The sequence below is a fragment of the Rhodopirellula bahusiensis genome (genome assembly GCF_002727185.1).
In the GTDB taxonomy this organism is placed as follows: domain Bacteria; phylum Planctomycetota; class Planctomycetia; order Pirellulales; family Pirellulaceae; genus Rhodopirellula; species Rhodopirellula bahusiensis.
The window spans coordinates 65404-81302 of sequence record NZ_NIZW01000028.1 but is presented as its reverse complement, the minus strand read 5'-3'; the positions used below and the strand labels follow the sequence as shown (position 1 = coordinate 81302).

Below are 15899 nucleotides of genomic sequence, written 5' to 3'. Positions count from 1 at the left end.
ACGGTCCTTCTCGTTGAAAGACTCGTAGAGTTGCTGCATCTGATTTTCGATGTCCGGTCCGTAAACGTTGTTCATAATTGGCCTCCGTGGAGTCATGACCCTGCGATTTTACACGATTGCCGAAGTTATTTCCGAACGCTTCCATAGTGCTGAGGCGAGATCAGCACGGCCCTCTGCACGGCGACGCCAGTCAGCAAAGAGTGATCCAACCAAAAATCCGGATTCAGAGAATCATCGCCGAGAAAACGGTTGTGCCGAGATGCTGAAAAGTTCGCGAAAGTTGCGGCACTCACCAGTTGATTCGCCACCCTGCAAAGCAACATGGAAGCGAGGCAGATACCGATCCAACGACGAACAGACATTCTTTGAGATTCCGGGTGCCAATTTTGCAAACACAACGACAACCTTGTCTATTTCGAGGAAGACAGAGAATCAATTCCCCGAATGGTTGCTCGTGGTTGGATGCGGTTGGCCCCCAAAAAGTTCAATCGGCGGAAACGCTGAGCGAGGTTGCATCTTGAACATCGACCGTGATGGGAAAACTAGCCACACCACCATCGTTGGCTGAAATCAGAAAGAACGATCGTTTCCCCAACGCCGCGACAGGATCCGCGGTGATGAACAACTCTCGTTCGTCTTCACCAGGCAGCACCAACAATCCGCTCAATCCGATGTTGTCGACGTAGACACCGTGGGCCGCATTGTGGCCGCTACCCGCTCCACCAAACCGAATCTCACCATTGTTCACCTCGCCTTTCGCATTTTTGCCACGGCGAAGAACAATACGAGCCGAAACGGTCGCTCCGCGAGGAATCACCAGCGTCCAATCTTCGTTTTCGGGTACATCCCGATCGATGGGTTGGATCATCGGAATCACGCTCGGAGACGTGCCAACGGTTATACCTTTGATCGTGCCAGCATTCCGCTCGACTCGACGGTTCAAAATCTCGGCATTAGCGACGACTTCGACATCAAACGGTTCAGTCGTATGGTCAATTCCTTCCGGGACAAAAACCAGACCTTCTGCCACATGCTGATCGGATTCGATGACAACGGGAAAATTGGAATGCCACCCGGGCGGCAGATCACCAATTTGGAATGAAACTGGGCCGCGAAAACCATCTTTACGTTCGATCTTCAAGTCGATCTTCCGCCCCGTCCCTGGCAAAACGCTCGCATTCATCTTTCCGATCGAAGCCGAGTACGAAGGTGCAGCCGGTCGGATTCTCAACCGGTATTGAAAGTCGCCTGAGAAATGGCCTCGCGTGTCGCGAATGCAGACGGTGTATCGTCCATCACGCGGAGCCATAAAATCTAAACGGCTCGACTCACCTGCGGTCCGCGTCGGATCATCGTCGTTTTCGTAGAACACTTCAAACACTGGCAACCCATTGGGCTCCGGCTCTTCCCCGGGTCCCAATTCGCGGACAACATAGGCCGGTTCACCCAACGCATGAGTTGTATGCGTTGTACCAAAGTAGGTGTGGCGATTGCCGGCGCCGGGGTAGACGTCAAAACCAGAGTCAGGTCCGCGCGGATGTTGCCACGTCTTCGTGACTTCGCCGTTGGAATACAGGAATTGGTTCAGTCCGATCTCCTGCCAACCAAACAACCGAAAGTCGTTGACTTGGCCGCTGTTCTTTCCGCGAAACGTGAAGTAAGTGTCGCGAACTGCCTGCAATCTGGTTCGCAAGAGCGGCTCGCAGCCTTCATCGAGTATGACGACCTTCGGATCAAGGTCGCCCGATGTGGCGTCCGCCTCGATCACCCAAGCCTCGCCACGACGAGCCGAAAATCGAAAGCAATCCTGTTCACCTTTCGAGGTCAACTTTCCGTTCACTTCAACGCCGCGCGAAACATCTGCGACGCCGTTGGTGACAACGAGCTCGGATTCATCCGACGTGGCCAGCGGGCCTACATCCAGATACACCGGTGCGAGCAAACGGCTTCCCGGCCCGGTATCACGAGTTCCAATCGCCGGCAAAGGACGCTCCACCACACGCCCATTCATCAACGCGATTCGCGCAGTCGATCCGTCAGCCGAGACCACCAAGTCGCTGGGCTTCTCACCGAGTGGTTCCATCGCACCAACCACCGACCAATCATCGGTGCGAAGCAACTTCACGTTGCCAGCTTCGCTGAGAATCACCAACCCACGTCCATCCGGCGTCAATGTCATTCGAGTGATCGGCGATTCATCAACGAATCGAGTTTGGACGATTGGATTGATTGCTGGTTCATCCTTCGAGATCAATCGCCATACTCGCAGCCGGTTGTCAGCACTTCCCGCCAACATCCACCTGCCGTCTTTTGAGAACGAAACACAGTTCACCTCGGCTTCGGGCTGGCTGAGCGTGTCCAAACGTTTCCCCGTTTCCACATGCCAAACCTTGGCGGTCTCGTCCGCACAGGCTGAGATCAAAAGCTTGCCATCGGGAGAGAACGCCAGATCAAAGATCGCTCCGTTGTGACCGTGCAATTCCTGAACGATATCGCCCGTGGCTGAATCCCATATCAAGATCTTCCGGTCATATCCGGCCGTTGCGATTCGTTTGCCATCCGGCGAAAACTGAGCTGCGTACAGCACGTCTTGGTGACCAACAAATTCTTGTGCCACCGTCCAATCAGCAACCTTGAACAGAGTCGCCTGTCCGTAGCCCCCGGTCAGCCCCGAGGCGGCCAGCAGTTGCGTCCCGTCTTGGTTGAACGTCAACGAATTGACTTTCCCCAGTTTGTTCGTGACCTCCAACGACTCGCCCGAGACAAGATTGTTCAGCGTGATCGCACCAAATATTGCGGTTGCCTGCCACGTTCCATCATCGGACCGTGCGATCGCGGTGACGGGCAACGCCACATCGCCGGCGGTGGGAACTTTCGGTGTCTTCAGCTCGCGACGGATCGGCATCTCGCCTTCGGGTCCCTCCGCACCTTCTTCAATCCAATCCGCGAGGATCACCAACTCGTCGCCGCTCGGACCTTCCATGTCATCGGGAGGCATCACGGGCTCGAGTTTGCCCGATGCCATCAGAAACATCCTGCTGCTGGAAGCCACGCCCGACGTGAGTGCCAACCCTGATTCACCTCCGCTCATCAAACCGGCGTACGTGTCCATCGCCAAACCGCCCTGCGCATCGTCTTCGGCGTGACAGCCGACACAATACTTTTGCAAGATCGGAGCTACGTCTTTGACGAAGTCGACCGCGAAGGAATTAGTCGGAAACCCAACAACAGCCAACAACAACGTGAGGCAGAAAGTCTTCATCATCAAATCGCCTCAGTGGTTGTAAGTGAACTCGACGCTGGTCAAAACGCTCCACGCAACGTCTCGCATTGCGGTCGCTTTGTCGTCTGCATATTCGTCCATGACAGAAACCAGCGATTCACGCTCGGCCGCGGTTGGTTCCCGCGACAGAGCACGTTGGAACAGCACGTCGAGAAATTCATCTCTGTCCCAGGATTCCGTCGACGCAAGACTCGGCAGGCTTTCGGGATCGTTCAGCTTTGGATTCAGTGTTTCGCCATTGGAAAGGTGCAGTACCTGAACCATCGAAGGTTCGGCATCACGCTCGCACTCACATACGATCTCACGAGGATTCCGACCGAACGTTTTCAAGAAATACGAATCCACGGCTGAGTCATAAAGTTCGATCGCTCGGGTCCCAGCTTTGTAAAAATCGGTCTTCTGCTTGTCGGCACCCGCGAAAGCGATCTCGGTGAAGGAGGTCGACGTGCCAAGGACTTGATCCATCGAATCCAGCAAGACTTCCGCCATCAATCGTCGCGGTGCGTAGTGGCTGAGATACTTCGGATCCTCTCGATTCCCCGCCACCGCCAGACTGCTTCGTTGGTAAGTCTCGCTTTGCAGAATGGTCCGCATCAACGTTTTCAGGTCGAATCCGGCATCGCTCAAATGCTGAGCCGCGGCGTTGAGAAGAGCTTCATTGCTGGCAGGGTTGCTGAGCCGAAGATCGTCGACCTGTTCAACCAATCCACGCCCGAAGAAGTTTGCCCAAACGCGGTTGGTGATCGATCGAGCGAAGTACGGATTGGACGGATCAGTCAACCATTCCGCCAAAACTTCGCGCCGGTCTTGCGGATCGTCAAACGCCATCGCTTTAGAATCGAGCGGTGCGGGAGGTTGTGGTTTGCCAAGTTTGGGCTGCACCAATTCGCCCGACGTTGAAACATACAATTGCCGCAATCCGTCGCCGTTGCGTGAATCGCCACCCCAGCCCTTCGCTCTAACTCGCGAAAACAGGTTCGCCATCGCGTAGTATTGGTCGTTCGTCCATTTCTCAAGAGGATGATTGTGGCACTTAGCACATCCGATCGATAAGCCGAGAAACGATTGACACGCACTTTCCGTCATGTCTTCGGGTGTTTGATTGACAGCGAAAAAGTTGGTGGCACCGTTGGTGTCACTGCTCCCGGTGGAGGTCAAAATTTCGCGAACCAGTTCGTCCCAAGGCTTGTTGGTTCGGACGCTGTCGTGAAGCCAGTCGTAGTAAGACTTGACCGCGACCGGTCGAAGCTTGTTCCCGTTGATCACCAAGACATCGGACCATTTGTAAGACCAGTAGTCCGTGAATGATTCGGCTGCCAACAACTGGTCAATCAACGCCTCACGTCGGTGGTGCTCCGGCATTGCGAAGTAATCATCGTGTTCTGCCTGAGTTGGAAGGCGTCCAATCGAGTCCAGTGTTGCTCGGCGAAGGAACGTTGCATCATCACAACGGTCCGAGGGCGGCAATTGCAACGTTTCAAGTTGCTGCAAATTCAGATCGTCGATGAAATTGCGACGAGGTGCGAAAGCATAAGCTTCTGCATCAACTGCGTTGGGGTAGGGCACCGTCATTCGTGCCAATGCGACCTGACTGGCATACCAAACCAGCACCGCCGCTTCACCACTTCCGTTGACTTGAACTCGCCCGTCTTCATCCACGCCCGCGACCGCCTCATCGGTGGCGGTGAACTGCGCCCAATGTGTCACGTCGCGTGAACTGCCGTCGCTGTAGTGAGCCGTCACCAAGACCTGCGAGTGATCGCCAGGATTGAGCTTCGCGTTTTCCGGTGTCACCGTGATCTTTTCGATCAACGCGTCTTCATCCGAAGGAGCCGCGGCCCCCTTCGCGATCCACTGTGCCAAGATCTCATAGTCTCGCGATTCGGTGTCCAGACGCAGGCCACCTTTGTGTGGCAACGCCCCAGTGGGCTTCGCCAGCAATAAGCTACGTCCCGGGTCCGCCATTTCGATTCGACGCCCACGAGCCTGACGTGTGATCGATCGAAAATCCGCGTCGCTGTCGTAACCTCGCAACGATAGCACGAAACCACCTTTGCCAGCTAAGGCCCCGTGACAAGCACCCATGTTGCAACCCTGTTTTGCAAGCACGCTTTGCACGTCGTTGCGGAAACTCCACCGATGCGGCTTGCCGGTTCCGCTCACCGTCACTTCGACGGACGATGTTTTGCCGGTCTCCTTGGTGGCTGTCACCTGCACCGTTCCATCGGAAACGGCATGCAGTGTCTTGCCAACAACTTTGACCACGGCCGAATCGGAGGATTCGATCTCGATGTCATCGATCACTGCTCCAGCGATCTCGTCGTTCCACTCAACGACAGACAACCTTTGCAGATCGCCCGAATGCGACATTTCAATCTGACGAGGCAGCAAGACGATCGACGAATCAGTCGTTTCCGCGATGGCCTGTGGGAGTGCGAACGGATGCACCGCAAGGATTGCAATTGCGCAAAACGTCTTGTTCATGAAGGCACTTCTCACGCGAACAACTCCTTGATTTCGCGAACACCGAAGTCAACCAGCGGAAAAGGACGACCGCCGGGGCCAGGCAATTCCGCATGCAGGTCCAGGTCCATCGCTTTGAAAATGGTCGCGATGATCTCACCTGGGTTCGTCGGACGATCCGCTGGAACACCGCCGACCGGATCGGACTTGCCGACCGCGCGGCCGCCGACAACTCCGCCACCAGCAAAGGTGCAAGAGAAACATTGCGGCCAGTGATCTCGACCGCCCGCGGGATTGACTTTGGGAGTGCGTCCAAATTCTGCGAGACCGCATACCATCGTGTCATCGAGCATGCCGCGATCGTGCAGATCGGTGATCAATGCTGAGTACGCCTGGTCGTACATCGGAGCCACAATGTTCTTCATGCCCTCGATGGTAGTGAACGGTTTGCTGCCGTGGATGTCCCAAGTGACTTCATTGAAGACCGTCAAGAACGTGTTGATGGTGACGAACCTCACCCCGGCTTCGATCAACCGACGGGCCAGCAAACAACACTGGCCGAAGCGATTCATCCCATAGCGTTCGCGTACCGAGGTCGGTTCTTTGGAGAGGTCAAACGCCATCCGCGCCTCGGGGCTGTTCATCATCCGATAAGCGGCCTCGAAGTTGGCATCGAACAACTTCGCTGATTCCGTCGCTTCGAATCGGGCCATGTGGCTCTCGATCGAATCCCGCATGCGTCTGCGTCGGTCGATTCGCACATCCGGAAGCGACGCTGGTGGCAACAGGTCGGGAACTTTGAAGTTTGGCTTGCTCGGGTCGGCCATCAACGCAAACGGGTCATAGGCTTTGCCAAGAAAACCACCGGCTTGGCCATTGGGCAAATTCCCACCACCACGTCCCATCGTCTGCGGCAACACCACATGAGCGGGCAAGTCCGTGCGGCGTCCCTGCAAATATTCGACGACGGCACCGGCATGCGGGTAGTTCACTCCACCGGTAAATTGACGACCGGTCTGCAGCATCTGCCATCCCGCATCGTGAACGGCAGCGGCCGTGTGATAGCACGATCGAACGATCGAAAACTTGTCGGCGATCTCCGCATGCTTGGGCAGGATCTCGGTCAACTCAAAGTCACCCCGCGTCGCAATCGTTTGAAAGGGCCCGCGAACCTCCGCCGGTGCATTCGGCTTCGGGTCAAACGTGTCCATTTGACTGGGGGCTCCCAGGTTGAAAATCATGATGCATGATTTTCGATCGGTGTTCTTCCCAGCCGCACCGGCTGCTTCCGCGGCCAGCAATTGTGGCAAACCAAAACCAAGCATTCCGAGGGTACCAACCTGCAGAAAATCGCGCCGGGTGGTCCCGTTACAAGTATGCGTCTTGGCACGCGAAGTCAAATTCAACATGGCTGCGGTTCCAGGGGCTGGATCGAGAGCCGATGATCGATGGTGGGGACGATCAGTGGGCGGATCAGGTGGGGCGGGAGTCGTCCTTCGACGAACTCAACCATTGTAGCTGAACACGACGCCGCATTTGGGCTGCGTTTGGTGCATCTTCGCTTTGCTTTCGGATGGGATATGATTGCAGACAGAGGTCCCAACCTCAGCAGTCATCCCCACGATTCCCCTCGAGTCTGACATGTTCGATCGCGAGTTCCGTTTCCGTTTACCAGCTTGGTCTCCCGTTCTCATTCTCGCTGCGACGTGTGTGTTCAGCGTGAACTGTTCCACCGCGTCGGCACAGTCCTCCGATAGCGAAATGGTCTTGTTCGGGCCAAACGTTTCTTCGAACAACAAGATCACAACACAAGGCGTCCGGATCGAACATCCGTCCAACGGGGAACTGAAGTTCACTGCTCCGCCGAGCGACGGGTACCCGCATGTTCAATTCGAATTCATGGACACGCCGCGTCGTCTGGACTCCTTTGATGCCTTGGAAGCCGAAGTGTTCAACCCTGGCGACAAACCGCTCAAGGTTGTTCTGTCGACTCGCAATCCAGGATCGCGAGGACGTGACGGTAGCAGTGCTGCGGCGGCGACCGTGCCAGCGAATGCGTCGGGTGTGATCCGGGTCGCATTCGGCAGTTGGCACGGACAAACCGACATCCCCTTTGACGCGAGCAAGATTCGCTCGATCACTGTGATGCTCGAGAAACCGTCGGAGGCAAGCTCGCTTGTGATCCGGAAAATTCGTGCCGTGAGCGAAACTCAATTGCTCGAACGACTGAAGACAACCGCCTTCTTTCAGAAGCAAACCCCATTCTTCGGACGCGGCATCAACATTGGCAACACCTTGGAAGCTCCTCGCGAAGGCGATTGGGGGCCACGCTTGGAAGCCAAGCACTTGGACCTGATTCAGCAAGCGGGCTTCGACTCCATTCGTGTGCCAGTCCGCTGGTCAACGCACGCTCAAACGAAGCCTTCGTACACGATCGATCCGACTTTCATGCAACGCGTTCGCTGGGTCGTCGACGAAGCACTTCGCCGGGATCTGAAAGTGATGATCAACATTCATCACTACGAAGGTTTGTACGCCAATCCCGAACAACACTCCGATCGGTTCCTCGAGTTGTGGCGCCAAATCGCGGATGAATTCGAGGGTGCTCCGCCGGAGTTGGTATTCGAAGTTCTCAACGAACCTCACGACAACTTGGACGCGGGAAAATGGAATCGCTTACTGGCAGACACTCTTCCAATCATTCGCGAAAAGCATCCTGAGCGAACGATTGTGGTTGGACCTGCGAATTTCAATTCCATTGATGCGCTGCAATTCATGACTCTCCCCCGAGATCGTTCCAACTTGGTTGCGACCTTCCACTACTACTCGCCGTTTCAATTCACTCATCAAGGCGCAGGATGGTTGGGTGATGAATCCAAGCAATGGAAAGGCACGACCTGGACCGGAACGCCTGAACAACAGAGGGCAGTTCGCAACGATCTTGATCGAGCCCTCCGCTGGAGTGTTGAAAACGAAATCCCGATCTATCTCGGCGAGTTCGGTGCCTACCAAGAAGCCGACATCGATTCGCGAAACCAATGGACTCGCTTTGTCGCCGATGAAGCGATCGAGCGCCGAATCGGAATCGCGTACTGGGAGTTCTACTCAGGGTTCGGAGTTTACGATCCTGAGAAAGAAGAATGGCGAGAAGGACTACGTAACGCGATTCTTGGGAAATAGTTCTGGGCGGCGACCAAGCGTTTGAAATGAATCAATGCCAACTGGAGAGATCTGATGCAACAACCGATCGTCGCGTACCACGAGGACGACGAAGACCATTGGGTCGCTCGTCTCCAGTGTGGGCACAATCAGCATGTCCGCCACGATCCACCATGGATGAACCGCGAGTGGGTCACAACACTTGAAGGCCGCGAATCAATGCTCGGCCACCGACTGCAGTGCAAGAAATGCGACGAGCTCGCTCCGCCCGACGACATTCCCACGCAGACACCGGGGCATTGATAGTCGATTCGCCCGTACGATGGACTTCCAAGTCCGTCGAACAATCTCAGGACGGACTAGGAAGTCCGTCATACGTCTTTTGCCAACAACAACGCGACGTAACCAACCACCCGTTTCGTCGCAGACTCACCCGAGCAGCTTGGCCAGCATGGTGGCCAAGGAACGCAGTGACTCATCATTTTCCAAGCTGATCCGCAACTGAGGCCGGCCACCAGAAATCCCTCCGACGAAACAACGTAGCCGACCACGAGTGGGTCTCACAATGAGGCCTCTTTTCTGCGGGGCAGTGTTGAGCCACAGAGATCACGGAGGACACCGAGTACAGGGACGGATGAATCGACTGAGCCTCGCTTCTCTGTGTCCTCGGTGGCAAAAAGCAATCACCAACCGCTATCTTGTTACGGGGATGGATGCGGCTGGGCCAGCACCGGTACCGCGGAATTCACATGGCGAAGGCCCCTCCAATCCACCTCACTTTTCGGCCCGTCGAAGACGATTTCTTTCCTTGCCCAACGGAAGTTTGATGAATCGATCCATTAACGTCTTGCCGGTCGTTCTTTGTTTGTTTGCAACGTCATTTCTGCGGGCAGACGAACCGGCAGAAGTCGATTCGAATCGGTTTCAACAAGCCCACTCACGCACCTTCCGAGCGTTTGATTCGCAAACCGAACGAACGTGGGAAAAGCCCTTCTTTTTTGTGCAGCTTGCCGACCCTCAGTACGGCATGTTCACCGGCAACGAAGGACTGGACCAAGAAAAGGCTCTCGTCAATCAAGCGGTTAAACACATCAATCGCCTGCAACCAAAGTTCGTGATCGTTTGCGGCGACCTCACCAATGCCACGCCCGCGCAGGCCCGCTACGAAGCTCAAGTCAGCCAGTACCAGCAAGACTTTTCGAAGATCGATCCCGGGATTCCGTTGGTGTGCGTCTGCGGGAACCATGACATTGGCAATCGTCCCACCGCAGAGTCGATTGCTCGCTACACCGAACATTTCGGCGACGACTACTTCTCGTTTTGGGTTGGAGGCGTCTTCAACGTCGTTCTCAATTCAAGTCTGCTGAAAGATCCCAGCGGAGTTCCCGAGCGGTTGCAACAACAGCAAAATTGGTTGGAACAGCAACTCCAGCACTCGAGAGTGAAGGAAGCCAAGCACATTTTCGTGTTTCTGCATCACCCGTTGTTCTTGGAACAGGAAGACGAACCGGACCAGTACTTCAACATCCCCTTGGAGCGACGAACACCGTTGCTTGCCCTTCTGAAAGCAGCCAATGTGCGAGCCATCTTCGCGGGACACTACCACCGCAACGCGTACGGACGAGCCGGCGAGATGGAAATGATCACCACCGGCCCAGTCGGTCGACCGCTGGGCAAGGATCCTTCCGGCTTAAGAATCGTGCAAGTTGAAGAAACGCAGATACAACACGCCTACCATTCGCTGGATTCAGTTCCTGACACCATCGACTGAGCCTTCTCTTCGACAAGCCTGCTCACTTGGTGTCGGGTGTGCTCCTGCTTTTGCCACAGAGGTCACCGAGAACACAGAGCAAAAGGATCAATGATTTCACTCGCGCGGCCGTCTCTGTGACCTCGGTGTTCTCGGTGGCAAAATTCGCGCAACAAATTTGCCTTCGCTCGCAAACAACCGCATCACGCCAACGCCTCGCGGACTCGGTTGACGAGGGAATTGTCTCGGTCGTTCTTTCCGGGCATCAAGTAAGTTGCGGCAGCGAAGTAGCGGTTGCGCAGTTCCGGCGAAACGGCGTAGTAGTCCTCCAGCGCCGCGGAACTGTATTTGTAATCGTGCGAATCGTTGCCTTTCAGAAATGTCAACTGTCGCGCGGCGTGAATCAACTCTTCCGCCTTTCCTTCGGACTCGAGGTACCGGAACGTCGCGGTAGCGGCCTGCGAGCGATCTTGCCCAACCGCATCAAAGATTTGCTCGACGCTGATCGAGTCGTCAGGGGAGGATTCGGAAGTGAGCTTGTTGATATGCGAGTCACCGACTTTGCCGCGAGAATCCATGGCCTGTCGGAAGTGCGGGATGAATGCGGCGTTCTGCAGCAACAAACGCATTCGGTTCTGATCGCTTGCAACCGTTCGATAGGCGTACTGCAAGGCATTGGTCGAAGTAGCCGAGTGCAACGCCACAATCGCGGGTTGTTGCATCACCATTTCACCTGCGGACAAGAACAACGCGTCACTGATGGATTGAGGATGCACACCGGATTGAATCAGCTTCGCCGTTTCGCGAACGGCATCCTCAGGTGTCGCTTGACGGAGCATTTGCAGATGTTCGATCGCGGCTTCATGATTGACCTTTCCTGCATTCCATCCTGAATCCATTTCGTCGACAATTTGCTCGGTCACTCGAATTGCACGGTCGGCGGCGAGGTCGCTGGTCGAGGGGTTCGGCTCACCTGTGTGATTGAGCAGTGCGTAGGTCAGGGACCTCAGCACCGGTTCGGCGTACCTCCAACCGATGCACTGCAACGTTCGAAAACCGTTGGCGACGTAGATTGCTTTGTGACCGATGCTACGAAAGTCCCGGCAACCGTAGTGAGCCATCGACTCGAAGACTTGATTTGCCCCCGCGGAACGAACGTAGCCAGCGATGGCGGCGTCGGCGGCTTCCACATCCCATTTCTGCATCGCTTCTTCAAAGGCACGCTTGGCCCGGTGAGGTGGCGGGACAGCGGACTCGTTGACGGCCGCCATCGTCCAATCGCCCTCGTTGACGTCCTTCGATTGAGCGGACTTGAAGTAGTCCAGCGCCCAAAAGATTGGCAACCATCTGTCTTCATCGGGTGAACCAAGACTGGCCAAATGAGCTGAATTGACGACCAACACCGCGTGGAACTTGAAACCCACCGCCGGCCGAGGCTGCACGTTTCGAACTCCGGCCAACAGCAAAGCAGTCAAAACTTCGCGGTAGCTGGTCCCGCTTCGAATCTTGTCTGCGAAAGCCTGCACGACACGTTTTCGCGGAGTGTCCTCCAACAATCGAACAAGCGGTTCGATGTCATCACTGAAGCGGACAGTGTTGTGATCAAGTTTGGCTTCGGCCGCACTGACTGGCGGCAGTCCCCTCATCATGGCGACTTCAGTCAACGCAAGGGCTGCCGACCCTCCGCCGAGTAGCGTCATAAACTTCCGACGTTGCAGCGGCATCTTTCCACCGTCACTCATTCTCGGATTGAAATGGTTCATCGCAATTCTCCTTCACGCGGCACGGAACCCGTTGTTTCCCACTCAATTGTAAGGGTTACGATGAACTGACGCGAAATTTCGCACCCACCTTCTGGCGGGTTTCCTCGTGAAAGATCACGCCCGGACACTGTCCATGTTCGCTAGACTTCATCGTCAAAGCACCCGATCATTCTCAACGATTCCGTCGTCACCAACCCTCTGGGCAACATGGCTTTCAACTTTTCCAGCGTATTACATTCGCACCGAATCTTTTTCGCAGCCTTCGCCGTCGCTGCATTGGCGTTCGGTTCACATTCGCACGCGGATCAGTGGTCTCAGTTCCGCGGCGATCACGCGAGCGGCATCGCGGAAACATCCCACCCCGCTCGGTGGAGCGAGACCGAGAACGTTGCTTGGGTGCATCCGATGCGGGGCGAAGGATGGTCGTGCCCAGTCGTCTGGAACGACCGAATCTTTCTGACAGAAGCCGTTCCATCCGAACCGGACGCAAACTCGAATACGAACGACGACGCTCGTTCACGAGGCCAAGACCCCAGCCAAAAAACGTATCAATGGCAGGTCGTTTGCGTGGACTCAAAGTCAGGCGATGAGCTTTGGCGAAAGACCGCACGCGAAGGCCAACCGGCACTGGAGCGTCACAGCTCGAACACCTACGCAACGGAAACGCCGGTCACGGATGGCAAGCATGTCTATGCGTACTTCGGAATGATGGGTGTCTACTGCTTTGACATGGACGGCGAATTGGTTTGGCAGCGAGATCTAGGTCAACATGCAATGCGTGCAGGCTGGGGTACGTCCAGTTCACCTGCTTTGCTCAACGACAAGCTGTTTCTTCAAGTCGACAACGAAGAACAGTCGTTCCTTGTCGCACTTGATACCGCGACCGGAGAAGAGCTTTGGCGTGTTGACCGTGACGAACCCTCCCAGTACAGCTCGCCGATTATTTGGAAGAACAGCCTCCGCGAGGAGTTGATCGTGGGTGGTTCGAACTACCGCTCTTACGACCCTGAGACGGGCGATTTACTTTGGCAATTGAACATGCAAAAGGGTCGCAGCTCAGCCACTCCGCTGGCCGTCGGCGACCGTCTCTACGCGGGCACCGAGTATCGAAATCGTGGAGGCGAAGACGACGGCGGGGGTTTTCTGTTTGCGATCACCCCGGGTGGGCAAGGCCAGCTTGGTACGACGGAAGATCCAAGCAGCGACGAATTCATCGCGTGGAAGAATGCCGAATCAGGCATTCAAATGGCTTCGCCCGTTCTTTGCAAAGACCATCTGTACTTGCTGGAACGACGCAGCGGTGTCGTTCACTGCATCAACGCGGACACCGGAGAAATGGTTTACGAAAAACGCATTCCGCGAGCCCGCGCGTTTTGGTCCTCGCCTTGGGTGATGGGCGAAGAAGTCTTCTGCATTGACACCAACGGGACCACGTTCATCCTTGCTGGAGGTCCCGACTTTGAAGTTGTTGCCAAAAATGAAATTGACGAATTGACTTGGTCAACACCAGCCATCGCGGACGGAGCCTTGTACTTCCGCACTGCATCGAAACTGTATTGCATCCGCGATTGAATCAACCGCGCGACGTTCAGAAGAGGCATCGCTTCGTCGTTTGTGAAACGAACATCAAAGTTCGTTGTCCTGTTTGGCTTTGCGGTATTGGCTGGGTGACAAACCTGTCGCGCGTCGAAATTGCCGAGTGAATGCACTTTGGTCGGCGTAGCCGGCTTCGTGTGCGATTTCTACGATCGGCAACTGAGTGGTCTCGAGATGCTCGCACGCGAAATCGATTCGTTGCTTCAACAACCACTGTCCCGTGTTGAGCCCAAACGCGATTCTCATCCGCCGGTCGAGTTGAAAGCGGGAGAGGTTTGCGACTTCGGCCATTTCAGTCACGCTGGTCGGTTTGTCTCGATACAGTTCGGCAAACGCCACCGCTTTGGCAACACCTTGATAGTCGTCGCTGGATTTGTTCGGTCGGCCCAAATCACGAGAGATCCCCACCACGCCAACCGATTCTCCTTGCCGGCCTCGGAGGGGGTACTTGTTGGTCAAGCACCATCCCACGTCTCGCGATGCGTAAAGATGCAGTTCCAATTGCGCTTCGAGCGGTTTGCCGGATCGCAGAACGGCTCTGTCCTGCGCCGTGAAAATGGCCCCAAACGGCGCACGCAAAATCTGTTCCGATGTGCGCCCGATCAACTGTGACTTTTGCTTCAGTCCACAACGCTGAACCAGTGTTTCATTGACGACCACGTAGTGCCCGTCAGCGTTCTTGATGAAGTAGACCGTGTCGTGCAAACCATCGAACAAACGCTCGGCCGTGAAGGGCTCCGCAAGCAGTTCAAACAACTGATTTGGGAGGCTGCTGCTGGGCATGGCTTGTTTATGCGCATTTTCAAGTTGCTTGTCGAGGCTCGGACAAGACAAGCTCGTCCACCGCGAGATACTCTAGCGTCGAACTTCAACCTTTCAATTGTGATCGCAGAGTTACTTTGACATGAGCACCAGCCTACCCGCCGTCGATGCGTCCATCTTCCAAGGCTGCATTCCCGCCCTGATGACGCCCTGCGACGCCGATCGAAAAATCAACTTCGCCGGGTTGGTTCGCAAGGCACAAGAACTGATGACCGCCGGGATGACCGGGGTCGTCTACTGCGGATCCATGGGCGATTGGCCGCTGCTGACGGACGAACAACGCCAGCAAGGTGTTCGTGAATTGACCGAAGCCGGTGTGCCCGTGGTGGTCGGAACGGGTGCCCAAAACACCTCGCTCGCCGTGGCTCATGCCAGCCATGCTGCCGAAGTCGGTGCGGCAGGATTGATGGTGATCCCGCGTGTGCTTTCACGAGCCACCTCGCCCATCGCTCAACGAAATCACTTTGCCGCGATCCTGGCTGCGGCACCAACGACCCCCGCAGTGATTTACAACAGCCCTTACTACGGTTTCGAAACCAAAGCGGACCTGTTCTTCGACTTGCGAGCCGAGTTTCCAAACCTGGTTGGTTTCAAAGAATTCGGAGGTGCTGCATCACTGTCCTACGCCGGAGAGCACATCACTCACTCCAGCGACGATGTGCTGTTGATGGCGGGTGTCGACACGCAGGTTTATCATGGGTTTGTGAAGTGTGGTGCCACGGGTGCGATCACCGGAATCGGAAACTGCCTTCCACTGGAGGTTCTGAAGTACGTCGAACTGTGCGAAGCCGCTGCCAACGGCGATTGCCAAGCCGACCAGTTCGCTCGCGAATTGTCCAACGCTCTGACCGTGTTGTCGACGTTCGATGAAGGCCCCGACTTGGTCCTCTACTACAAGTACTTGTTGTACTTGCTCGGTGACACCGACTATGAATTCCAACTGAACGCGTCGGACGCTCTCTCACCGAGCCAAGCCCGATACGCCGAAAAGCAACTGGCTCTTTTCCAGACATGGTGGAAGAACTGGTCGGGTAAATCCTACTCCTGTTCATGAGCGCGCGAT

General features: G+C 55.6%; 11 protein-coding genes. 5 read left to right on the top strand and 6 right to left on the bottom strand.

What is annotated here, in order from left to right; all coding sequences use genetic code 11:
- Window positions 1–125: 125 nt before the first annotated feature.
- From CEE69_RS26500 to CEE69_RS26485, 4 genes are all read right to left on the bottom strand, one after another.
- Entirely contained in the window at window positions 126–362 is a 237-nt protein-coding gene (locus CEE69_RS26500) for a hypothetical protein (RefSeq protein WP_233215669.1), read from the bottom strand.
- A gap of 122 nt (window positions 363–484) precedes the next feature.
- Window positions 485–3265 (bottom strand): WD40 domain-containing protein, encoded by a 2781-nt coding sequence (locus tag CEE69_RS26495; protein ID WP_233215668.1) that lies wholly within the window; start codon window positions 3263–3265, stop codon window positions 485–487.
- Between the two features lie 9 nt (window positions 3266–3274).
- On the bottom strand, window positions 3275–5767 hold the full coding sequence (locus CEE69_RS26490; RefSeq protein ID WP_233215667.1) for a DUF1553 domain-containing protein: 2493 nt from the start codon (window positions 5765–5767) through the stop codon (window positions 3275–3277).
- An 11-nt stretch (window positions 5768–5778) separates the two neighbouring features.
- Window positions 5779–7155, bottom strand: coding sequence for a DUF1501 domain-containing protein (locus CEE69_RS26485; protein WP_099263592.1), 1377 nt, complete (start codon window positions 7153–7155; stop codon window positions 5779–5781).
- A 232-nt stretch (window positions 7156–7387) separates the two neighbouring features.
- Here CEE69_RS26485 and CEE69_RS26480 point away from each other — a divergent pair, with 232 nt between their 5' ends.
- From CEE69_RS26480 to CEE69_RS26470, 3 genes are all read left to right on the top strand, one after another.
- Window positions 7388–8926 (top strand): glycoside hydrolase family 5 protein, encoded by a 1539-nt coding sequence (locus CEE69_RS26480; RefSeq protein ID WP_099263591.1) that lies wholly within the window; start codon window positions 7388–7390, stop codon window positions 8924–8926.
- A 54-nt stretch (window positions 8927–8980) separates the two neighbouring features.
- Window positions 8981–9208, top strand: a complete 228-nt coding sequence (locus CEE69_RS26475) for a DUF3565 domain-containing protein (protein WP_099263590.1) — start codon at window positions 8981–8983, stop codon at window positions 9206–9208.
- A gap of 523 nt (window positions 9209–9731) precedes the next feature.
- Window positions 9732–10676, top strand: coding sequence for a metallophosphoesterase (locus CEE69_RS26470; protein ID WP_099263599.1), 945 nt, complete (start codon window positions 9732–9734; stop codon window positions 10674–10676).
- 182 nt (window positions 10677–10858) lie between these two features.
- Here CEE69_RS26470 and CEE69_RS26465 read toward each other — a convergent pair whose 3' ends face one another.
- Window positions 10859–12418, bottom strand: a complete 1560-nt coding sequence (locus CEE69_RS26465; RefSeq protein ID WP_099263589.1) for a hypothetical protein — start codon at window positions 12416–12418, stop codon at window positions 10859–10861.
- A gap of 207 nt (window positions 12419–12625) precedes the next feature.
- Here CEE69_RS26465 and CEE69_RS26460 point away from each other — a divergent pair, with 207 nt between their 5' ends.
- A complete protein-coding gene (locus tag CEE69_RS26460) occupies window positions 12626–13990 on the top strand; it encodes an outer membrane protein assembly factor BamB family protein (protein WP_099263588.1) in 1365 nt (454 codons plus the stop codon).
- A gap of 54 nt (window positions 13991–14044) precedes the next feature.
- Here the strand turns inward: CEE69_RS26460 and CEE69_RS26455 are convergent, their stop codons facing one another.
- Complete coding sequence (locus CEE69_RS26455; protein WP_099263587.1) at window positions 14045–14797, bottom strand: AraC family transcriptional regulator; 753 nt, start codon at window positions 14795–14797, stop codon at window positions 14045–14047.
- A gap of 121 nt (window positions 14798–14918) precedes the next feature.
- Between CEE69_RS26455 and CEE69_RS26450 the strand changes: the two genes are divergently transcribed.
- On the top strand, window positions 14919–15890 hold the full coding sequence (locus CEE69_RS26450; RefSeq protein WP_099263586.1) for a dihydrodipicolinate synthase family protein: 972 nt from the start codon (window positions 14919–14921) through the stop codon (window positions 15888–15890).
- Window positions 15891–15899 lie beyond the last annotated feature (9 nt).